Source organism: uncultured Psychroserpens sp. (genome assembly GCF_947492715.1).
Lineage (GTDB): Bacteria > Bacteroidota > Bacteroidia > Flavobacteriales > Flavobacteriaceae > Psychroserpens.
Map to the genome: position 1 here is coordinate 286,472 of NZ_CANLNS010000006.1, position 22,626 is coordinate 309,097.

The following is a 22,626-nucleotide window of genomic DNA, read 5'->3' on the forward strand; positions in this document are numbered from 1 at the left end:
TTAATAGCAATAGTTTTTGGTATTGCGCTTTTAAATCATAGCATCAATGAACAAACAAAAACCATTATACTTCTTTGCCTTCCTTTTATTTATAGTTCAATATTCTGGCTATGGTCAGGGAAAAGATAAAACGCTATCTCAAGATTTTGAACTTGAACTCGAAGCTGAATATCGATATTTCCCAAATAAAGGACAGTTTCAAGGGCAAAAAGATCATTTCCCTTCAATTGCCATTCAACCAGAATATAACTTAGCATGGAATAAGGGATATGAGAGTATTAACATCACTGGTTTTTTTCGGTTGGATCAAGACGATAACCGAACGCACTGGGATATTAGAGAGTTCTATTATCAAAAAGCCAAGAATAACTGGGAGCTTAGTGTAGGGCTTAAAAAAATATTTTGGGGTGTTACCGAAAGCAATCACCTCGTAGATATTATTAATCAAACAGATGTAGTTGAGTCTTTTGATGGGGAGGACAAACTAGGGCAACCGATGATCCAGTATACGTTATCTACTAACTATGGGAATTTTGATTTTTTCTATTTACCATATCATCGAAAACGCATTTTTTCTGGTGAAAAAGGCCGTTTACGATTTCCTTTGGTTATTGATAAAGATGACATAAATTATGAGAGCGGCGCAAAAGAATGGCGTCAGGATGTTGCTTTTAGATGGTCTCATTTTATTGGTGCCTTTGATATTGGTTTGTCTCATTTTTATGGTACTGGTCGTGAACCATTGTTTTCTTTTGACAATGCGGGAGGAATCAATGCATTTTATCCCGTGATTAATCAAACAGGCTTAGATCTTCAAGTAACGCACGATGCGTTTCTCTGGAAATTTGAATCCATTTATAGAAGTTCTGAGGTTCAAGATGTTTTCGCCTTAGTAGCGGGTTTAGAATACACATTTAGCAATATAGATGGTAATGGTTTGGATATTGGTGTTTTAGGCGAATACCTTTATGATGATAGAGATAATCTGGCTCTAAATGCTTTACAGAATGACATATTCTTTGGAAGTCGTATTGCTTTAAACGATACACAAGACACATCTGTGCTTATTGGAGGTATTACTGATTTAGAATCGAATAGTAAAATTTTTAGCATTGAGGCTTCTCGAAGAATCGGTAGCAGCTGGAAAGTTGAATTGGAAGGTCGATTTTTTAGTAATATAGACACTAACGAATTTATCTTATCCAATTTTAAGGAAGACGACTTCTTTAGAGTATCTATTTCTAAATTTTTTTAAATAATTTCAGCACTTAACCCTGCTTCTAATAGCATAGTGCAACGTGGTTCAAGTTCTTTATATTCACCAGTTTTTACAGTACATTGGCCTTTATAATGCACTATAATAGAACATTGTTCTGCCTGCTCGGGAGTGTGATCACAGGCATAGATTAAAGTATCAATGACATGATCAAATGTATTCACATCATCGTTGTATAATACGATTTCATTTAGAGGCTGCTCTAGGGTATCGACGAGGAGCTCTTCTTGTACTTTCTCTTTGGTACTCATCAACAAATTTTATATAAATTTAAAAAAAAACAGGTAATAAAAAAAGACTTCTATTCATAGAACAGAAGTCTTTTAAAATTATTGCAATACCAATATTGAGAATTAAATTTTATATTTAGCTACACGGCCCAATTAGAGTCCAACCTCCACTTACGCGCTCATAAAGGTTACCAAAATAAGTAACGCGTTCGCCAATGCTATAACTTACTCCACTTTGCCATTCAGAGACTCCATCACAAGGACCTGAAGAACCTGCTGGATACATAGCCTTTAGAGCGGTAACATCATTATTATTAAAGTTCCCGCTTACACTAGTTGAAAAACAAGCCTGCATAACCGAAGTTAAATCTCTTCCTGTTGGCGTTCCTGATATATGTACAGCACCATTAGAACCTGCGCCTTCATTACCTTGAAAAGATGGAGGGCAACTTAAACGGTCAAACCAATCTGAATGACGAAAACCAATAGAATGTCCAATTTCATGCGTAATAACATGCTCATTTACACCTGTAGAAAATTGTTCGATATTATATATTTGAACAAATTTATGAGGTGCTCCTGCTGATGTTGGGAAACCCGCTACACCACCTTGACTATTAGGTGTATTTACAGAATTATCGTACACTACCATGTCTGCTGCCTGGTAATTAGTACCAAATGATAAATTAAACTGTAATGTCATATTGCTTATATTATTATAATTAGCAACTGCTCTAGTTAAAGCCGTTTGCGCCTTACTAGATAATGCTTGGCTGCCTCCTGTGTAGCCTAAGATATTAATAGTTTGATTGTTACCAGTTACTAAATTAAACGTTCTATATTGACGATCTAGTCCAGAACCAATTCCTACTAATGCGTCTAGTTCGTCTCTAGTAAAAGTAATATCGCTTCCTATATAAATTCGTTCTTCCACAGTTCCATCAGGTAAGTGAAAATCTCCTATAGAAACTATCCCTACATCAATATCCAAAGTCTTAATGGCGTCTAGTAATTCTGTGTCAGTGACTAAAGTCCGATTCTCTAAACTGTTCATATTAATGATTATGTCCTCGTCTAGATTTGAAATATTCTCTGTTATATTTTCTTTTTCACAAGATTGAAAAGAAAATACAAGGCATAGACTCGCTATTGCCACAAATTTGATTTTTTTCATTTTTGAGTAAATTAAGTTAATAAATAGTATTCACGTAAATAGGATGAGCTAAAAAAACAATGCTATGTGTTTGAATTAGTCTGTGATAATTATCAGCGCGAAGTTAGCCAATTCAATATTACACATATTAAGGATATCCCGTAGAATTGTTACGGGTCGTTTATTTATTATGTTAAAATTTTGAGCTATTCATCGAAGAAAACCCAAATAACTATAATAATTTACTTTTCAAATTTGAGAGCAACCCAATTGTTTCGCTCTAATGTCTCGACATGATTTAAACCATACATAGCACATTCATCTCTAATAATAGCGATGTCATCATTGTAAAAACCACTTAGAAACAAAACACCATGTGCATTGAGTGTATCTGTATAGGTTTTCATATCATTAAGTAGAATATTCCTATTAATATTAGCAATTACAATATCGTATTTACGTCCTGGTAAAAGACTGGCATCTCCTTCTAAAACCGTAATGTGATTACAGGCATTTCTCTGTACATTTTCTAAACTATTAAGATAGCACCAATTATCATAATCAATGGCATCTATTGGATTGGCGCCTTTCATTTCTGCTAGAATCGCAAGAACACCAGTTCCGCATCCCATATCTAAAACCGCTTTATTCTGAAAATCGTGATTTAAAATATACTGAATCATCATATGAGTAGTTTCATGGTGACCAGTTCCAAAACTCATTTTAGGCTCTATAATGATATCATATGTTGTGTCTGGTTTATCATGAAATGGAGCGCGAACCGAGCATTTATTGTCTACAACAATTGGACTGAAATTTTTCTCCCACTCCGCATTCCAATTAGTTTGTTCTATTTCATCAAATGTAAATGTAATAGTAAAGGCATCAGAATTCAATATGTGAATATCATCAAGAATATGTTCATTCCAATCATTTTTCTGAATATAGGCAGTAACACCTTCATCGGTTTCAACAAAACTTTCGAAACCTGCATAGCCCAACTCTGCGATTAATATTTCAACCGCTGGTTGCAAAGGATTTGCTTTGAAGTAATACCCTATATATATTGTATTAGACATGTCTGTGTTACATTAAAATGCGTTAACAATAGCAAAAAAGTCTTCAGCATTTAAAGATGCTCCACCAATAAGTCCACCATCAACATCAGGCTTTGAAAAAATTTCCTTAGCATTAGCTGGTTTTACGCTTCCACCGTAAAGAATTGACACAGATTCTGAAACATTCTTACCATAAGTATTTTCTAATGTTTTTCTAATAAATGCATGCATATCTTGGGCCTGCTCAGGAGAAGCAGTCTCACCTGTTCCAATAGCCCAAACGGGCTCATAGGCCAATACAATGTGTTCAAACGCCGAAGCATTTAAATGAAACAACGCTGCTTTAATTTGATGCTCCACTACGTCCTCTTGACGTCCAGCTTTACGATCTGATAACTCCTCGCCAAAACAAAAAATGATTCGCATGTTATTAGCTAATGCAGCGTCAACTTTTTTAGCCAGTGATTGGTCTGTTTCATTATAATAGGCACGTCGTTCACTATGTCCCAAAATCACTGTTTTAATTCCTAAACTTTTAAGCATTCCTGCACTAACCTCGCCAGTGTATGCTCCTTTTTCAGAAAAGTGCATATTCTGAGCAACAACCTCGATATCATACTGTCTTGTTGCTTCAAAAGCATGCCATAAATTTGTAAAAGATGGTGCAATCATAACCTCTGCATCCGATGTTTTTTCCTGTTGTTTTAATTCTGAAATTAGGGTTTCAGTTTGTATTAAACCATTATTCATCTTCCAATTTCCTGCAACAATATGCTTTCTCATGAGTCTTCTATTTTTAAGTTTCCGTAGAAACGTTAATTTACTTTAAATGTTCTTTTATTTTAGGGTCACTAATTTTTACAGCTCGAAACAATTTGATATGTCCATCTTTATCTATAATCATGTATCGAGGTATCCAATCTAAATCTACAAATTCACTAAACGCACTATCCCATCCTGAGGGCATAAAATAATGCGCTCCATCTATTTTATATTTATCAATTCCATTTTTCCAACTTTTTTGAGTCTTATCCATGGATAAGAATAAATAAACCACATCGCTATGTTCTTTTTGAAGCGCCTTAAGGTCGGGCAACCCAACAATACAATCGCGACACCAACTAGCCCAAACATCTATTAAAATCGTTTGTCCTTTGTAGGTGTTAAGTATAGATTCTAAGGTTAAAGATTTGCCTTCTATAGTAATAAATGTATCCTTTAGGGCTTCATTAGAAAAATTTGTAGGATCTGGTTGTGCTTCACAATTAATAAAGAAGATCCCAAGACAAAAGATAATTAATAGCTGTTTCATTCACTTTAGTTTTTAGTATTCATTTCAAACTATTATATAGTTCTTCTGAATTATTTTATTATTTCAATTTCACTCTAGGATCCAACCAACCATAAATCACATCTACAAAAATATTAATCAGGATAAATAGTAATGCAATGACTAATACCGATCCCATAATAACTGGCAAATCTAAGGTATTTAGAGCATTTACAATTTCTTTTCCGAGACCATTCCACCCAAAAATATACTCAACAAATACAGCGCCTGCCAACATAGATGCAAACCATCCTGAAATAGCCGTAACTACGGGGTTCAATGCATTTTTTACAGCATGTCTTTTTATAATCTGAAATTCACTTAAACCTTTAGCCCTGGCAGTTCTAATATAATCTTGATTAAAGACTTCTAACAATGAATTTCGCATCAACTGAATCACAACGGCCAAAGGGCGAATTCCTAAAACAATTGCTGGGAGTATTAAATTTTTCCATTGGATATTAACCTTTTCGCCAAAGTCATCTAACTCATATAAGCTACCTGTCATTTCTAAATTGGTATAATTATGTAACACAAAACCAAACAACCAAGCAAACAAAATAGCACTAAAAAAGGAAGGTACGCTCATCCCTAAGGTACTAAAAATTTGAATGGTTTTATCAATCCAACGATCTTTATATAAGGCAGAAATTATCCCGAGAATAATACCTAAAAAAATGGCGATGAAAATTGCTGAAACGGCTAGCACGAAAGTATTTGGTAATGTTTCTCCAATAACTTGTGCTACTTTCTTTCCCTGCTTCGTAAAGGATTCTCTCAAATACGGAAACTTCACAACCATCGTAGTTTCTCCAATGGTAAATAACTTAGATGCGCTGTACTTTCCATCACGTAAAAACGTATAATCACTTGAATTAGTTGAATGAAATGATAGTGGCGACAAATCGTTTAAATAATAAACGTATTGTGTTGTAATTGGCTTATCAAAACCATACTTAGCCTTTACAGCTGCAATTTGCTCGCTGTCTTCATTTTGACCAAGCATCATTTGCGCTGGATCTCCTGGTAGAACATTAAATAAGAAAAAAATTACGGTTACTACACCAAATAAAGTGAGTAATGCATAAAACGTTTTATTTAAAATGTAGCTAATCAGATCATTATTATTTAGAATTAATTAGAACTTCAAATCTTCAAGATCGTTCCAATGCACTTTTTGAGTGACTGTTCCTTTTTCTAGAACAATCACACCAGGATTAGCTCTAACTATTGTTTTTAGCACTTTTTCATCACATAAATAGAAGTCAACATCTAAATGATATGTATCTTGAATCTCCTTTTTCTTAGATTCACCAGAAGCTGTTAGTCCAATAACTGGATATCCTTTATCCTGAGCCTTCTTAACCATAGCTTTAAGTCCTCCCATTCCTTCAATTTCTGCTTTTTCTAAACTGTATGCAACAATAATAACTAATTTATCTTCTGCTAAAAATTGCTGTGTTAAATCTTCATCTTCAGATTCTATAGAAAAATCTTGAATTTTAGGCACATCTGCCTCTTTAATAACAACTGTTTCTACACCCACAATTTCATCGTAGGTCTTTGGACCACGACCTCTATCGGTCAAGGTTTTTTCTTCACCATTTAGCTTGTACGTCCAAATATAATCACTTACTGCTCTTTGAGCATCTGGCGGTAAAGACATATTTTCTTGTAAGTTGTCTCCTATTTTATAAGCTCTAAAATCGAATGCAGGAAGATGCATAAGTACATAATATCCAAACCAAAGGCTAAAAATAAAACTAAGCAAGGCCGTTACCGATAAACCAAATTTGGTCAATAGAGGTTTAATGTGTCTTTGACCAATAAATAAGATAACAATCATCACTAATAAAATCACGTCTTTCCAGAACGATTGCCAAGGTGATAATTTCAAGAAATCCCCAAAACATCCACAGTCTTTTACTTTTTCAAAATATGCAGCATAGAACGTTAAAAACGTAAAAAACACAATCATTGCTAATAAACTCCACACTGTAAATTTAGGTTTATATCCAATAAGTAAGAACACGCCTAGAACAACTTCAAATACAACAACAAATATTGAAATTCCTAGTGCATATGGTATAAGTGATGGAATATCTAGTACATCGTAGCTAAAATATTCTTGAAGCTTATAAGAAAATCCTAGAGGATCATTCAGTTTTATAAATCCTGAAAAAATAAATAGACCTCCAACAAGGACTCTACAAATATGAACTAGTGCTTTCATGTGTTGTTATTTTTTATCTTCGTTTAAATGAATTAGCGCAAATACCGAATAATTTATCATGTCTTGATAATTGGCATCAATACCTTCACTAACTATTGTTTTTCCTGCGTTATCTTCAATCTGCTTTACTCGTAACAATTTTTGTAAAATCAAATCGGTTAAGCTACTTACGCGCATATCTCTCCAAGCCTCTCCATAATCATGATTTTTATCCATCATTAATTGTTTGGTAACAGACACCTTTTCGTCATAAAGAGAAGTGGCCTCATCCAAATCCAAATCGGGTTGTTCAACAACGCCTTTATCTAATTGCACCAAAGCCATAGTACAATAATTAATGATTCCTATAAACTCACTTACTTCCCCTTCATCTACTTTACGTTCACTGTTTTGTTGTAAGCCTCTAATGCGTTGCGCTTTTATAAAAATTTGATCTGTTAAGGAAGGTAATCTCAAAATTCGCCATGCACTTCCGTAGTCTTTCATTTTATTAATAAACAGACTTCGGCATTGCGAAATCACATCATCATATTGTTTTGAAGTATCTTGCATTTAAAACATTTAATTTTCCGTAAATTTCGCATAAATTAATCAGATTTAAAAACTTTAACCATACTATATAGTTTTGAGTAAAAGCATCAATTGCAAAGGACAATTAATAGACCTTAGTCGACCAAAAATTATGGGTATTTTAAATGTCACTCCCGATTCATTTTATGATGGAGGACAATACAAAAATACAGCAGCTATTTTAGGGCAAGTTCAAAACATGACTGAGGCCGGAGCAACCTTTATTGATATTGGCGGTTATAGCTCTAGGCCTGGTGCTCATGACATTTCGGTTAAAGAAGAATTGGAACGCGTTCTGCCAATTATAGAAGCTATTCTTAAAGAATTTCCAGACACTTTAATTTCTATCGACACGTTTAGAAGCGAGGTTGCCAAATGTGCCATAGATGCAGGAGCCTGCTTGATTAATGATATTTCCGCAGGACATTTAGATCAACACATGTTAGAAACAGTTGCGCAATTAGGCGTGCCCTATATTATGATGCATATGAAAGGAACGCCTCAAAACATGGCTCAACAAACCAATTATGACGATATAATAAAGGATATCCTCTTTTATTTTTCTGATCGCATTGCTGAAGCTAGGCGTTTAGGAATCGTTGATTTGATTGTAGATCCTGGGTTTGGATTTGCTAAAACGGTAGAACAAAATTACGAGCTTCTCAATAAGTTAGAGCTTTTAAAAATGACCAATTTGCCAATTTTAGCTGGGATATCTAGAAAGTCAATGATTTACAAAACACTTAATAATTCTGCAAAAGAGGCGCTTAACGGCACCACAGTTCTTAACACAATTGCACTTCAAAAAGGCACTGCTATTTTAAGAGTTCATGATGTTAAAGAAGCTATGGAATGTATTACTCTCACTCAACAATTACACTAATGAAACGACTATACATATTACTCATTACTCTTATCTTATTGTCATGCGGAAATGGGAAATCGGTACTACTTCCTGAAATTGAAAATGCTACGATAACCGAAATTCATGATGTTTCTCATGCCTATTTATTTTATGATGAGACTCAAACTGACAGCATTGAACTTAACAGGAAAAATTTAATTAGCACAACCAACTGGCTTATCAACGTAGACAAACGCCTTACTTTAGAACAAGCCATTCCGAAGATTAAATTTTTACAAGACAAAAAACGCAATGCTAAGATGCATAAAAATGAGGATGCTAAAAATTACTTTACTTGTCATGATACGACTATTAACAATTTAGGGTTTTTGGAGTTTACAGATGTCGTTTACACATTAGACAATACCAAAGCACCATTAAAAAACAATACAACACCGTTTAACGAAAGTGATTATAAACCAGACGGCAATTTTTATAGAGGCTTAGACATAACCCAAAATATTACATTGTACTTTGAAAGTACTGAAACAGTCTATGGAATTTCCACAATTTTAAAAACTAATCAAATTAAGAGTTATCTCGAAGCATTATTAAAACCTGGAATTGCTAACAAATTAGAAATTTCATTAATCTTTAACAAAAACTTAGACTTTCAGGACTATATTAACTTTAAATCTATTCTCTCAAAACTTAAATCAGACATTGTTACAATAAACAATAACGAATTCATTTATTAAGCAATAATTATTACATTTACACAAACGCGCTCGCCTTGGAAAAATTCAAATTTTGGGATTTTGGGATTATAGATTTTATAGACGTCTTTCTTGTCGCTATTCTTTTGTACTATGTCTATAAGCTCGTAAAAGGTACAGTAGCTGTTAATATTTTTATTGGAATCATTATTATCTATTTGGTTTGGAGGGTTACAGAGTTTCTAGATATGTTCATGCTCCATCGCATCTTTGATGGGTTTATTAAAGTAGGAATTATTGCGCTTATTGTGGTATTTCAACCCGAAATACGAAAATTCCTCCTTATGGTTGGCTCTACGAACTTAAGTGGTCGTGGGAAGTTTTTCAAAAAGATGAAATTCTTAAAAACGGAAGTTGAAACAGAAACAGACATTAATGCTTTAGTAAATGCTTGCGAGCGTATGAGCCAGTCTAAAACAGGAGCTCTTATTGTCTTAGAGCGCAATAACAATCTCGATTTCTTGGTTAATACTGGTGACGCAATGAACATTAAAGTCACACAGCCCATTATTGAAAGTATCTTCTTTAAAAATAGCCCTTTGCATGATGGCGCCATTATCATTGAAAACAACGTTGTAAAGGCGACACGTGTGATATTACCTGTAAATAACGAGAAGAATATTCCACAGCGTTTTGGTTTACGTCATCGTGCAGCAGTTGGGATCACAGAAAAAACAGATGCCATTGCTTTAGTGGTTAGTGAAGAAACTGGTCAGATTTCATATATAAAAAATGGAGAGTTCGTAATGTTTGAAGATTTACCAGAACTCACTACCTTATTGTACAAAGACTTAACATAAATGAATTGTAAAAATTGCAAAACATCACTTAATTCCGAACAACATTATTGCTTCGAATGTGGCGCAAAAGTTATAAAAAATAGGCTAACCGTTAAAAATCTATCTGCAGATTTTAGTGAACAGTTTTTAAGTTATGACAATAAGTTTTTCAGCACCTTTATTGATCTTTTCAAAAAGCCCGAAGCTGTCATTGATGGTTATATCAATGGTACACGTAAAAAATACATTAATGTTGTTCAATACCTTGCTATATCTATAACGCTTCTTGGTATACAATACTTTATTATTAATGCTATTAATCCTGGTTATTTTATTCCCGAACCAAGTGAGTTTGATAAGTTAATGACAAAATATTACCCAAAAGAGGCGCTAGAAATATTTACTAGTTTTTCGCGATCTATGAACGAATACTTAGGATTAATCTACATCATTGGTTTGCCTGCAAGTGCTTTAATAAGCTGGGTTGTGTTTTTAAACGAGCGTGTACATAACTTTACAGAGCATATTGTTATCAATATGTATGTTACAGGCCAGTATATTATTTCCTCAGCAATATTATATCTTATTGCTTTTGCTTTAGGAATTGATGTCACTGTTCTTATAATAGTGGTCACTTCCTTATATGTTCTATATTTTGCATTCGTTTTTTACAGATTATACAAACTAAGTGTTTTAGCTTTAATTATAAGGTTTGTGTTCTCAATGGTCTTGTTTTTAGCTGTTACCATGATACTTTCCATTCTAACAGGTCTCCTTCTATTCCTATATCTGAAATTTTTAAAGTAAATTGAACCTGTGAATTGTAAAAACTGCCATACCGAACTTCAAGACAATAGTGATTTCTGTAATAGCTGTGGAGGGAAAGTAATTAGAAATCGTCTGACGTTTAAAAATCTTTTTGAACACATAAGCGAAACTTTTTTTAATTACGACAATAAGTTGCTTCGCACATTTGTTGATTTGTTTAAAAAACCAGAACTCGTTATTGGAGGCTACATCGATGGTGTTAGGAAACGCTATGTTAATCCAATTAGTTATTTTGGTTTGGCTTTAACTTTTACGGGATTGTACCTATTAATATTAAAAAAATTCTATCCAGAAGCTCTAGATTTCTCAAATTATGTCATGAAGGGTCAAGAAGAATTTCAACGAAGAAACGTGACTTTCATACAAGAGTACATGTCTATATTTATGATGCTTTATGTTCCTCTTTATGCCTTTATTGCACGTATCTCATTCATGGGTCTCAAAAAATTCAACTATACAGAACTTATGGTTGTATTAATATATTGGCAAGCTCAAACCTCGATCATCACGTCTGTTATCATCATTATTGTGGCAATGCTAGGTATTACCCAAGGTATGATAAGTTTTATATTTTTACCCTTAATGATATTATATGGAGCCTACGTTTTTAAGCGCTTGTATAACCTCAGTATAGGGCAAATTGTATTGAGAACGTTTCTGTTTTTAGGAGTCCTCGCTTCCACAATGATTATTATAACTATAATTATAGTGATTATCATGTTCTTAACAGGAGATCTGCAAGAACTTATAGAAGCCCAACGAGCTGCCGTGGAAGCTGCCAAACAATAAACTATACAGCTTCAGCCTTTAAAAATTGAACTTCGTATAGATTTCTATAATAGCCGTTTTCAACTTTTAGAAGTTCTTTATGTGTTCCTTTTTCTACAATTTTACCTGCATCCATTACAATAATTTGATCGGCTTGTTGAATTGTAGCCAATCGATGTGCAATCACAATAGAGGTGCGTCCTTCAGTAATTTTATCGGTAGCGTCTTGTATTAATTGCTCTGAATAAGAATCTACAGAAGACGTTGCTTCATCCAAAACTAAAATACTTGGATTGGTGACATATGCTCTTAAAAATGAAATAAGCTGACGTTGACCAGATGATAACATTGCTCCACGCTCTTTCACATTATAATGGTAACCGTTTGGAAGACTCGAAATAAATTTATGAATCCCAATATCCTTAGCGGCTTGAATAACTTCTTCTTCTGAAATATTAGGATCTTTTAGCGTAATATTATTTAAAATAGTATCGGCAAATAAAAATACATCTTGAAGCACTACAGCAATTTGTGACCGTAAGGACTTCAAGGTCATATCTTTAATATCTGTGCCATCTATACATATTGTACCTGCATTAATATCATAAAAACGATTCAATAAATTAATAATCGTTGACTTCCCAGCGCCTGTGGCTCCAACTATCGCAACCGTCTCTCCTGCCTTGACATCTACAGAAATTCCTTTAAGAACTTCTTCATTTTCAACATAAGAAAAATGCACTTCTTTAAATGAAATATCACCTTTAAACGCCTTAGCTTCAGCTTTACCCGAATCGTCAATTTGAGATGTTGTATCTAAAACTTTAAAAACACGATCGGCAGCAACCATTCCCATTTGAAGTGTGTTGAATTTATTCGCAATCTGGTTTAAAGGTCTAAATAACATGGGAACAAACATGATGTAGGCCGTCAAATCTCCAATGGTTACAGTTTTCTGAAAAACCACCATATATCCTCCTGCCCAAATAATGGATCCCAATGTAATAGATGATAATAAGTCGGCTATTGGAAAAAACACCGAGTTATACCACACTGTTTTTAACCATCCTTTTTTATGGCGTTCATTAATTTCTTTAAACTTCTTATACTCCGTATCCTCTCTTGTAAATAACTGAAGTATTTTCATTCCTGTAACACGCTCTTGAACAAAAGAATTTAAGTTAGATACTTCATTACGTACTTCTTCAAAAGCACGTTTCATATATTTCTGAAAAACCTTAGTCGCAAATAGGATAATTGGCATGGTTACAAAGGCAATTAAACTTAATTTCCAATTTAGATATAACATCGCTCCAGCCACAAAGAGCATTTTAAGAATATCGCTAAATATCATAAATAAACCTTGACCAAAAATATCAGCAATGCGCTCCATATCGGTTACAGCCCTAGTTATTAAAACACCTACAGAAGAGTTATCATAGTACTTCATTCTAAAGCGTAAAATATGGTTATAGAGTTTTACTCGTATATCCTTAACCACATTTTGGCCCAACCAACTGGCATAGTAAATAAATAATAATTGACTTACAACTTCAAATATTAATAAAGCCAACATGACAATAATATAAAACAAAAAGCCATTGTAATCTTTTAATACAACATGTTCATCAATAGCTTTTTGAAGTGCTAAGGGTCTTAACATTCCAAAAAGAGCGAGACCTATTACACAAAGTATCGACCCAAAAAACACAATTCTATAAGGTCTAATATATTGTAACAATCTCTTGAACAATGTCAAATCAAAGGCTTTTGTTTTTTTATCCTCCATTTAGTTTTTTAATAATTTAATATGCTCTGGATATTCGATACTCGTAAGGTATAAACCATGAGCTGGTACAGAAAACCCGGCTTCGCTTCTATTTTTAGATTTTATAATGGAATGCAAATGTTCTAACTCTATTTTACCTAAACCAATATTAATAAGCGTACCAACAATAGCACGAACCATATTTCTCAAAAAACGATCTGCTTTTACGGTAAATAACAATTCATTATTCTCAACAGTCCAACGCGCTTTCATGAGCTTACAAGTATACGTTTTTACATCTGTATTAACCTTAGAAAAGCATTGAAAATCATTATACTGCAATAGAATATCACAAGCTTTATTCATAAGGTCCATGTCCAACTGCTTTTGTAAAGCATAAGCGTAATCAAAATTAAAAACATTTTTTTGTGTCGACAGCCGATAATGATACGTTCTACTCAAGGCATCAAAACGTGCATGAGCTTCCTCTGTAACTCTAAAAATAGCAGTAATTGCAATATCTTTAGGCAAAAAGGAATTCAATTTAAAAATAAAATGTTCTGGAAAATCTTCCTCTGTATCAAAATGAGCAAACATTTGTGAAGCATGAACTCCTGCATCTGTTCTTCCTGCTCCTACAATACTAATAGTTTGCTTCAATAATAATGACAACGCATTCTCAAGAACTTCTTGTACAGAAATAGCATCGGGCTGATTTTGCCATCCATGATATGCTTTTCCGTTGTATGATAATTCGATAAAAAAACGCAATAGAAACCTTACTTTTGTAAAAGCACAAAGATAAATGTTTTTGTCTCTTTATACTTGCTATTAACATAATTAAAGGTTTTCTTCGGAAAACGTCGCAATCATAATTTACAACCCTTTATGACCAAAATTCTATTACTTTCTGACACACACAGTTATATAGATGATGCTATTTTGAAATACGTTAAACAGGCTGATGAAGTTTGGCATGCTGGAGATATAGGAGACCTTAGTGTCACAGATGCTATAAAAGATTTAAAGCCTCTACGAGCAGTTTATGGCAACATTGATAATGCTGAAGCTAGAGCCGAATTTCCAGAACATAATAGGTTTATGTGTGAAAATGTTGATGTTTGGATGACACACATAGGTGGTTATCCGCCAAAGTATAACATGAGAACACGTGATCTTATAAAAGATAATCCGCCTCGTATTTTTATCTGTGGGCATTCACATATTCTAAAAGTTATGCCAGACAAACGGTATAATTTAATTCATATGAATCCTGGTGCCGTTGGAAAGCATGGCTTTCATAAAATAAGAACGATGCTCAGATTCACAATAGATGGGCATCAAATTGATAATCTTGAAGTTATAGAGTTTCCGAAGCGCTAACAATCATCCATAAAAAAACCCAAGGTCTTCACCTTGGGTTTACGCACTAAAATAATTAAGATAATAGGGTTTATCGTAATCGATCAACAGATTTTACGAGGTCTTCATCCTTTTTTATGGCTTTATTGGCTAAGACCAATAACACGATAGATAAAATAGGTATGAATATCCCAACACCTTTCTCTGAGATGTTACTCTCTCCAGGAGGTATTAGTAATTGATACACAAAAAATCCTAATAAAATAAAGTTTAATATTATATTAAGTCGGCCCAAAACAAATTGCAGCTTCCTATTTTTAAAACAAAAAATCGAGATTAAAGATAATAAAGCAGATCCTAAAAACAAACCTAAATATAAGTATTCATCTTTAGCATAAACCAAAACATCATCGGTCTTAGTCCACAAATGAAATACAAAAATTAAACCTGCAGACACGCCTGCTGCAAATAAAAGAAATATGGATTGTATACGTTGAATCATTTATATTTATCTATAACGAGGCACAAAATTAACAGTTTCTTTTTTAAAAGTAGTATTAAATTTTAAAAATAAAATTGTATTATTGCATTAATAATGTGTTACCTACAGTGTAGCAGGTTATTAAATCTTCAGATTTTTTTCAAATTTTTCCCATTTTATATTTTTTAGAAAAGTAAGAAACTAATCCATTTCAAAGAATAAACTTAATTAGTACACATATACATGTTCGAAATTTCCGAATTAAAAGCAAAGAAGCTTCCTGAACTTCAGGAAATCGCTCAAAAATTAAACGTACCTAAATACCGTTCGTTAAAAAAGCTAGACCTTGTCTATCAAATCTTAGACTTCCAAGCAGCCAATCCAGATGCTGTAAAAAAAGAAGTAGCACCACCTACTCCTAAAAAAGAAGAACAGAAAAAACCTACTCAGCAAAGAAAGCCTAGAGCTCGTGTTGAAAAGAAACAAGCTCAAAACTCTTCTCAACAAAAAATGGAGTTGGATGACAAAAAAGAAGATAAACCTTCTCAAAATAATCCTAACGATAAGAAGGACAATAGAACGAATCAAAGAAATAATCAAAACAACGATACGCGTTCTAAAAATTCTAATGATAGTAAGCCTAATCCGCGTCAAAAGGATAACAAGCAAAATCAATCAAAAGACCATAAAAAAACTAATACGCGTCACAAAGATGGCAATACGCACAAAAACAACGGCAATAAAGATAGCAGGAATCGCTATAGAGAGCCTGATTTTGAATTCGATGCCATCATTGAAAGTGAAGGTGTTTTAGATATCATGCAAGACGGTTACGGTTTTTTACGTTCGTCTGATTATAATTATTTATCATCTCCTGATGACATTTATGTTTCACAATCTCAAATTAGATTATTTGGATTAAAAACAGGAGATACTGTTTTAGGTCATGTAAGACCTCCTAAAGAAGGAGAAAAATACTTTCCGTTAATAAAGGTTAGTAAGATTAATGGTCAAAAACCAGAAGTGGTAAGAGACCGTGTATCTTTTGAACATTTAACACCGCTTTTTCCTGAGGAAAAATTTAATATTGCTGAAAAGCAAAGTACGATTTCTACACGTATAATGGATTTATTTTCTCCAATCGGAAAAGGGCAACGTGGTATGATCGTATCACAACCTAAAACTGGTAAAACGATGTTATTGAAAGATGTAGCGAATGCAATTGCTGCAAATCATCCGGAAGTTTATCAAATGATTTTATTAATTGATGAACGTCCTGAAGAAGTAACAGATATGCAACGTAATGTTCGTGGAGAAGTTATCGCTTCAACTTTTGACAAGGAAGCTCACGAACATGTAAAAATTGCAAATATCGTATTAGAAAAGGCAAAACGTCTAGTAGAGTGTGGCCACGATGTAGTTATCTTATTAGATTCTATAACGCGTTTGGCTAGAGCATATAATACAGTTCAACCAGCTTCAGGAAAAATATTAAGTGGTGGTGTAGACGCCAATGCATTGCATAAACCAAAACGTTTCTTTGGAGCAGCTCGTAACATTGAAAATGGTGGGTCTTTAACAATCATAGCTACTGCATTAACAGAAACTGGGTCTAAAATGGACGAAGTAATCTTCGAGGAATTTAAAGGAACTGGTAATATGGAATTACAATTAGATCGTAAAATATCTAATCGTAGAATTTTCCCTGCTATCGATTTAACATCATCAAGTACGCGTCGCGATGATATTTTATTAGACGCATCAACAATTCAAAGAATGTGGGTAATGCGTAAATATCTTGCCGACATGAACCCTGTTGAAGCCATGGAATTTATTAATGATAGATTTAAACAAACAAGAAATAACGAAGAGTTTTTGGTATCTATGAATGGATAACAAATCTAAACCAACTCTTGTATAATAAAAAAGCTCTCAGTACTAGTACTGAGAGCTTTTTTATTATGAAATTTTGGGCTAATAAACCGCACAAAAAAAGCCTCTCATACGAGAAGCTTTAATAATTTTAATATAAGTTCTTGTTAGCTTAGGGAAGCTACGTGCTTAGTTAATTTAGATTTTAAATTAGCTGCTTTATTATCATGAATGATATTATTCTTAGCTAGTTTATCGATCATTGAAATAACTGCAGGCAAGTATTCTTTTGCTTCTTTAGCTTTTTCCATATCACGTAATCTCTTGATAGCACCACGTGTAGTTTTGTGCTGGTATCTGTTACGCAAACGTTTAGCTTCGTTACTTCTTATTCTTTTTAATGCTGACTTATGATTTGCCATTGTTTTCTTTCTTATTAAAAAATTGTAGCCCGTAGGGGAATCGAACCCCTCTTACCAGGATGAAAACCTGGCGTCCTAGCCGATAGACGAACGGGCCATTTGAGTTATTTCAATTGTAGTTTTAAAAATTTAATTATCTTCTTACTACGATTTCAAATGAACGTGCAATTACTCATTGCGGATGCAAAAATACAACTATTTTTAAATGTTGCAACACCTAGATAAACTTTTTTAAAAAAAATTTAATAAGCTTTTGCAAATAAGACTCTATTTGTTGAAGAATTACCAGTGTATACGCACTTTCCAGCTTCTTTTTTAATATCCATTGGAATACATCTTATTGTTGCTTTAGTTAACTCTTTTATCTTTTGTTCGGTTTCGGCAGTACCATCCCAGTGGGCAGAAATAAAACCTGTCTTCGCTTCTAAAACCTCTTTAAAGGTTTCAAAATCATCTACCTCTGTGATATGCGAATCCCTATAATTAAGTGCTTTATTAAATAAATCGTCTTGAATTACTTTTAAAAGCGATTGCACTACAGGCACTAAATCTGTCATCGCAACGGTCTCTTTTGTTAACGTATCTCGTCTAGCCAGTTCAATCGTTTTGTTTTCAAGATCTTTAGGTCCGATAGCAACTCTTAATGGAACGCCTTGCAATTCATGTTGAGCAAATTTGGCTCCTGGTCTATGTGTCGTTCTAGAGTCAAATTTACAAGAAATCCCTAAAGATTTTAATTCTTTAATTATGGCATTCGCCTTTTCAGTAATTAAATCTAGTTGCTCATCATTCTTATATATAGGAACAATAACAACTTGCGAAGGCGCTAAATTTGGTGGAAGCACTAGTCCCTTATCATCACTATGCGTCATAATTAAAGCTCCCATTAATCGTGTAGAAACACCCCATGATGTTGCCCATACATGGTCTAACTTCCCTTCGTTATTTGTGAATTTCACATCAAATGCTTTAGCAAAGTTCTGTCCCAAAAAGTGAGATGTTCCTGCTTGTAATGCCTTTCCATCCTGCATCAATGCTTCAATACAATAGGTCTCTTCAGCTCCGGCAAAACGTTCACTTTCAGTTTTTACACCTTTAATAACTGGAATAGCCATAAAGTTCTCAGCAAAATCTGCATAAACGTTATTCATTTGCTCAGCCTCTATTAGTGCTTCATTTTTGGTTGCATGAGCCGTATGTCCTTCTTGCCATAAAAATTCAGCAGTTCTTAGAAATAAACGTGTCCTCATTTCCCAGCGTACAACATTTGCCCATTGGTTTATTAAAATAGGTAAATCTCTATAACTTTGAATCCAACCTTTATATGTATTCCAAATAATAGCCTCACTAGTTGGTCTTACAACAAGCTCTTCTTCTAACTTTGCTTCTGGATCAACACGTAACTTCCCTTCGTTATCTGGGTCATTTTGTAACCTATAATGTGTCACTACTGCACACTCTTTTGCAAATCCTTCGGCATTCTTTTCTTCGGCTTCAAACAAACTTTTAGGTACAAAAAGAGGAAAATACGCATTTTGATGTCCTGTTTCTTTAAACATTCTATCTAATTCTGCTTGCATTTTCTCCCAGATTGCATAGCCATAAGGTTTGATAACCATACAACCCCTAACCGCTGAATTCTCAGCTAAATCGGCCTTTACGACCAATTCGTTATACCATTTTGAATAGTCTTCTGCTCTACTTGTAAGGTTTTTACTCATTTTAAGTGTTTTGGCACAAAATTTGTGATAATGTTAAATAAAAAAATAGTTCAACAAAACTAACTATTTTTGTAATGTTCAACAATAAAAATCAAGAGATATGCAATTAAACAATTACATACAGAACAAATTTCCATTTTTTGTTGCACTAAGCTTTACATTTCTATTAGCTTCTTGTGGTTCATACCAATATGTTGGTTATGATAGTGATGGTATTTACAGTGACAGTGAAGTAGTCTATGAAGAAACAAGAACGGTTCCTGTAGAAGATAATAGTTACTATAAAGATTATTTTACCGAAAAGTCAAATCAGTATGATAACATTCCTGATGATGGTAGTGCTATTTTTACAGATATAGATTCATACGTAGGTGATTACGATGAAGAACCTTCAGAGGAAGTTCAAACTGGTTACGCTGGTTGGGGACAAGATTCTGACCAAGTAAATGTCACTATATATAATAATGGATGGAATACTTGGGGTTGGTATAGACCTTGGGGTTATGGATATGTAAACTCTTGGGGATGGAACAGATGGAATAGATGGGGTTCGCCATGGGGACCGTCTTGGGGACCATACGGCGGATTTGCATATGGTAGCCATATAGCTTTTAACGGTTGGAATCCTTATTTCGGATATGGCGGTTTCAATGCTTGGTGCCCACCTGGATACTACGGTTATGGATACAACAATGGTTATTACAATAATGTAGCCTATAACTATGGTCGCAGAGGTTCCTTAAATAACGGACTTAATAGATCTGTTAGAAGAGGATCTGCAGTTAACACCAGATCTAATTCGGCTTATACAAGACCAAGAACAAGACGAAATAACACAAGTATAAGAGCTAATACTAATACGAGAACTAATACTAGAATTACAAGACCTAATACAAGAGTTAGGACAACGAGACCTAATACCAATACTAGGATTACAAGACCTAATACTAGAAGTAATAATACAAGAATTAGAACAACAAGACCTAGTACCAGAAGTAATAGTTCTAGTGTTAGAACAAGATCAAACAGAAGCAATAGTTCGAGTGTAAGAAGCAATAGATCTTCAAGTAGAAGTTCATCTGCAAGAAGCTCGTCTAGAAGTTCTACAAGATCGTCTGGTTCTTCTAGATCTTCGAGTAGAGGTAGCTCTGGTCGTAGAGGATAATCTAAACTATTTAGCTCTAAAAAAATTATAAAATTTTACTATGAAAAAATTAACTATACTAGTCATAGGTGTACTTTCTATGTCTAATGTTATGGCTCAGGACATATCTGATGCCCTTAGATACTCGCAAGATGAAATTCAAGGATCTGCTCGATTTAGAGCATTAAGCGGTGCTTTTGGAGCCCTTGGAGGTGACATGTCTGCCGTAAGTATTAATCCAGCAGGTTCTGCTATTTTTAATAGAAGTCATGCTTCAATATCACTCTCAAGTTTAAACTTAGACAATGATGTTTCCTTTTTTAATGGACAAAGTTCTTCTTCAGATTCAAAAGTTGATTTAAACCAAGGTGGTGCTGCATTTGTTTTTACAAATAATAACTTAAATTCACCATGGCGCAAATTTGTTCTGAGTGTGGCCTATGACAAAACTGCTAATTATGATGATCAATGGACAGCTTCTGGGCAAAATACAAATTCTATAGACAGCTACTTTTTAGCGTTTGCTCAAGGTCAAAGGCTTGATGAAATATCTGCTTTTCCTGGAGAAACGATATCAGAAGCATATGCCGATATTGGAGCTATTTATGGCTTCGGAAATCAGCAAGCCTTTTTGGGATACGAATCTTTTATTCTAGAACCAGATGCTAATACTGATGAGAACACTTTGTATACATCTAATATAGCAACAGGAACATTCGATCAAAGCTATAATCTTGTTACTAGAGGTTATAACGGGAAATTTAGTTTCAATGCGGCTGCTCAATATGAAGACAAATTATATCTTGGAATAAACCTTAATACACATTTTATCAACTACGAAAGGTTTACGTCTTTTAATGAATCTAATTCTAATGATGGTTCTGTTGTAACCAGAGTTGGTTTTGATAATAATTTATTGACAACAGGTAATGGCTTTTCTTTTCAATTAGGAGCTATCTTAAAACTTACTAAAGAACTAAGAGCTGGTTTTACCTACAACTCGCCTACTTGGTTAACTATAACAGAAGAAACCTCTCAATATGTAGAAACGGTTAGAAACGAAGGAGGTAATAATGTATCTGCATTTATAAATCCTAACGTTATCAATATTTTCCCAGATTATCGACTACAGTCTCCTGGTAAAATAACTGGAAGTTTAGCTTATGTTTTTGGAGAACAAGGTTTATTAAGTTTCGATTATTCAAGAAGAAATTATAAGAACACAAAATTTAGACCTACTTCTGATTCATTTTTTGCTGCTCAAAACGACATTATAGATAATGTTTTCAAAATTGCCAACACATATAGGTTTGGTGGTGAATATAAAGTAAAACAATTTAGTTTTAGAGGTGGATATAGATTTGAAGAAAGTCCGTATGTAGATGACACATTTTATGGAGACCTAACTGGTTATTCTTTAGGTATTGGTTATAACTTCGGAAACACAAGATTAGACCTAACCTATGACCAAGCAGAACGTACAGTTAATAATCAGCTTTACTCAGTAGGATTAACTGATGCAGCTACGCTCGACACTAATAATTCTAATATAACATTATCTTTAGGTTTCAACCTATAATAATAGCATCATAAATTAAATGATAAAAATGCTGAACGTTCGTTCAGCATTTTTATTTTATACTATACATAACATCGTGAGTTTCTGAAGTATCAAAGCTCCCTATTAATCTCTAAACATTAATAACCAAGGGATATCACCAAATGAACTATATAATCGAAACATAGTAACATGATTCTTCCATTAAGAATGATTAAGATATACCAATACCAATCGCAACCTACCTAATTTCAATATATTATTTTCTGTACGCTAAATTCACATTCGAATTAATAGTTTTTAAACATGTCTAAAGTCAAAATAAAAAGGCTGTGCAGAAATGCACAGCCTTTTTATTTTTTCATTCAGCTCATTATTATCTTTTCAGGGTAAAATGGGCTTTAAATTCTTTACGGTCACCTGTATTAGGTTCATTATACTCAACTACAAACC

The 22,626-nt window shown here is 33.7% G+C and carries 23 protein-coding genes and 1 tRNA gene; 10 read left to right on the forward strand and 14 right to left on the reverse strand.

Annotated elements, in window-relative coordinates:
- Positions 1-46: 46 nt before the first annotated feature.
- Positions 47-1,255, forward strand: coding sequence for a hypothetical protein (locus tag Q0787_RS15615; RefSeq protein WP_298903768.1), 1,209 nt, complete (start codon positions 47-49; stop codon positions 1,253-1,255).
- Here Q0787_RS15615 and Q0787_RS15620 read toward each other — a convergent pair.
- The 8 genes from Q0787_RS15620 to Q0787_RS15655 form a co-directional block, all read right to left on the reverse strand.
- The gene (locus Q0787_RS15620; RefSeq protein WP_298903769.1) at positions 1,252-1,527 is read right to left on the reverse strand and encodes an ATP-dependent Clp protease adaptor ClpS; all 276 of its coding nucleotides are present in this window, start codon (positions 1,525-1,527) and stop codon (positions 1,252-1,254) included. The genes Q0787_RS15615 and Q0787_RS15620 overlap by 4 nt on opposite strands.
- A 115-nt stretch (positions 1,528-1,642) precedes the next feature.
- The gene (locus Q0787_RS15625) at positions 1,643-2,680 is read right to left on the reverse strand and encodes a M57 family metalloprotease (RefSeq protein WP_298903770.1); all 1,038 of its coding nucleotides are present in this window, start codon (positions 2,678-2,680) and stop codon (positions 1,643-1,645) included.
- Between the two features lie 221 nt (positions 2,681-2,901).
- The gene (prmA, locus tag Q0787_RS15630) at positions 2,902-3,738 is read right to left on the reverse strand and encodes a 50S ribosomal protein L11 methyltransferase (RefSeq protein WP_298903771.1); all 837 of its coding nucleotides are present in this window, start codon (positions 3,736-3,738) and stop codon (positions 2,902-2,904) included.
- 12 nt (positions 3,739-3,750) lie between these two features.
- Positions 3,751-4,500, reverse strand: coding sequence for a triose-phosphate isomerase (gene tpiA / locus Q0787_RS15635; protein WP_298903772.1), 750 nt, complete (start codon positions 4,498-4,500; stop codon positions 3,751-3,753).
- 37 nt (positions 4,501-4,537) lie between these two features.
- Positions 4,538-5,029, reverse strand: a complete 492-nt coding sequence (locus Q0787_RS15640; protein ID WP_298903773.1) for a TlpA disulfide reductase family protein — start codon at positions 5,027-5,029, stop codon at positions 4,538-4,540.
- 58 nt (positions 5,030-5,087) lie between these two features.
- Positions 5,088-6,164, reverse strand: coding sequence for an ABC transporter permease (locus Q0787_RS15645; RefSeq protein ID WP_298903794.1), 1,077 nt, complete (start codon positions 6,162-6,164; stop codon positions 5,088-5,090).
- A 21-nt stretch (positions 6,165-6,185) separates the two neighbouring features.
- Positions 6,186-7,280 carry a BT_3928 family protein gene (locus Q0787_RS15650; protein WP_298903774.1) on the reverse strand — a complete coding sequence of 365 codons (1,095 nt, stop codon included), beginning with the start codon at positions 7,278-7,280 and terminating at the stop codon, positions 6,186-6,188.
- Between the two features lie 6 nt (positions 7,281-7,286).
- Positions 7,287-7,832, reverse strand: a complete 546-nt coding sequence (locus tag Q0787_RS15655; protein ID WP_298903775.1) for a DUF1599 domain-containing protein — start codon at positions 7,830-7,832, stop codon at positions 7,287-7,289.
- Between the two features lie 130 nt (positions 7,833-7,962).
- On the opposite strand from Q0787_RS15655, the gene folP reads away from it, so the two are divergent.
- From folP to Q0787_RS15680, 5 genes are read left to right on the forward strand one after another with little or no spacing between them, the layout of a single operon-like run.
- A complete protein-coding gene (folP, locus tag Q0787_RS15660; RefSeq protein WP_298903795.1) occupies positions 7,963-8,733 on the forward strand; it encodes a dihydropteroate synthase in 771 nt (256 codons plus the stop codon).
- Positions 8,733-9,452, forward strand: coding sequence for a hypothetical protein (locus Q0787_RS15665; RefSeq protein ID WP_298903776.1), 720 nt, complete (start codon positions 8,733-8,735; stop codon positions 9,450-9,452). Before folP ends, Q0787_RS15665 begins: the two co-directional genes overlap by 1 nt.
- A gap of 35 nt (positions 9,453-9,487) precedes the next feature.
- Positions 9,488-10,270: a diadenylate cyclase CdaA gene (gene cdaA / locus Q0787_RS15670; RefSeq protein ID WP_298903777.1), complete on the forward strand. Its 783-nt coding sequence runs from the start codon at positions 9,488-9,490 to the stop codon at positions 10,268-10,270.
- On the forward strand, positions 10,271-11,056 hold the full coding sequence (locus Q0787_RS15675; protein WP_298903778.1) for a DUF3667 domain-containing protein: 786 nt from the start codon (positions 10,271-10,273) through the stop codon (positions 11,054-11,056).
- 9 nt (positions 11,057-11,065) lie between these two features.
- Positions 11,066-11,866, forward strand: a complete 801-nt coding sequence (locus Q0787_RS15680) for a DUF3667 domain-containing protein (RefSeq protein WP_298903779.1) — start codon at positions 11,066-11,068, stop codon at positions 11,864-11,866.
- A 1-nt stretch (position 11,867) separates the two neighbouring features.
- On the opposite strand, the gene Q0787_RS15685 is transcribed toward Q0787_RS15680, so the two are convergent.
- Positions 11,868-13,634, reverse strand: a complete 1,767-nt coding sequence (locus Q0787_RS15685; RefSeq protein WP_298903780.1) for an ABC transporter ATP-binding protein — start codon at positions 13,632-13,634, stop codon at positions 11,868-11,870.
- Positions 13,635-14,384 (reverse strand): tRNA pseudouridine(38-40) synthase TruA, encoded by a 750-nt coding sequence (gene truA / locus Q0787_RS15690; protein ID WP_298903781.1) that lies wholly within the window; start codon positions 14,382-14,384, stop codon positions 13,635-13,637.
- A 117-nt stretch (positions 14,385-14,501) separates the two neighbouring features.
- On the opposite strand from truA, the gene Q0787_RS15695 reads away from it, so the two are divergent.
- The gene (locus Q0787_RS15695) at positions 14,502-14,996 is read left to right on the forward strand and encodes a metallophosphoesterase family protein (RefSeq protein WP_298903782.1); all 495 of its coding nucleotides are present in this window, start codon (positions 14,502-14,504) and stop codon (positions 14,994-14,996) included.
- 70 nt (positions 14,997-15,066) lie between these two features.
- Here the strand turns inward: Q0787_RS15695 and Q0787_RS15700 are convergent, their stop codons facing one another.
- A complete protein-coding gene (locus Q0787_RS15700) occupies positions 15,067-15,477 on the reverse strand; it encodes a DUF4293 domain-containing protein (protein WP_298903783.1) in 411 nt (136 codons plus the stop codon).
- Between the two features lie 222 nt (positions 15,478-15,699).
- Here Q0787_RS15700 and rho point away from each other — a divergent pair, with 222 nt between their 5' ends.
- Complete coding sequence (gene rho, locus Q0787_RS15705) at positions 15,700-17,352, forward strand: transcription termination factor Rho (protein ID WP_298903784.1); 1,653 nt, start codon at positions 15,700-15,702, stop codon at positions 17,350-17,352.
- Between the two features lie 143 nt (positions 17,353-17,495).
- On the opposite strand, the gene rpsT is transcribed toward rho, so the two are convergent.
- The 3 genes from rpsT to proS all read right to left on the reverse strand — a co-directional run bounded on the left by rpsT (position 17,496) and on the right by proS (position 19,471).
- Positions 17,496-17,750: a 30S ribosomal protein S20 gene (gene rpsT, locus Q0787_RS15710; protein ID WP_298903785.1), complete on the reverse strand. Its 255-nt coding sequence runs from the start codon at positions 17,748-17,750 to the stop codon at positions 17,496-17,498.
- A gap of 25 nt (positions 17,751-17,775) precedes the next feature.
- Positions 17,776-17,847: transfer RNA gene (locus Q0787_RS15715), tRNA-Glu, on the reverse strand.
- Positions 17,848-17,992: 145 nt separating this feature from the next.
- The gene (gene proS / locus Q0787_RS15720) at positions 17,993-19,471 is read right to left on the reverse strand and encodes a proline--tRNA ligase (RefSeq protein WP_298903786.1); all 1,479 of its coding nucleotides are present in this window, start codon (positions 19,469-19,471) and stop codon (positions 17,993-17,995) included.
- Positions 19,472-19,571: 100 nt separating this feature from the next.
- Here proS and Q0787_RS15725 point away from each other — a divergent pair, with 100 nt between their 5' ends.
- Together Q0787_RS15725 and Q0787_RS15730 are read left to right on the forward strand one after the other, a co-directional pair.
- Complete coding sequence (locus tag Q0787_RS15725; protein WP_298903787.1) at positions 19,572-20,636, forward strand: hypothetical protein; 1,065 nt, start codon at positions 19,572-19,574, stop codon at positions 20,634-20,636.
- A gap of 40 nt (positions 20,637-20,676) precedes the next feature.
- A complete protein-coding gene (locus Q0787_RS15730) occupies positions 20,677-22,194 on the forward strand; it encodes an OmpP1/FadL family transporter (protein WP_298903788.1) in 1,518 nt (505 codons plus the stop codon).
- Positions 22,195-22,626: the final 432 nt, after the last annotated feature.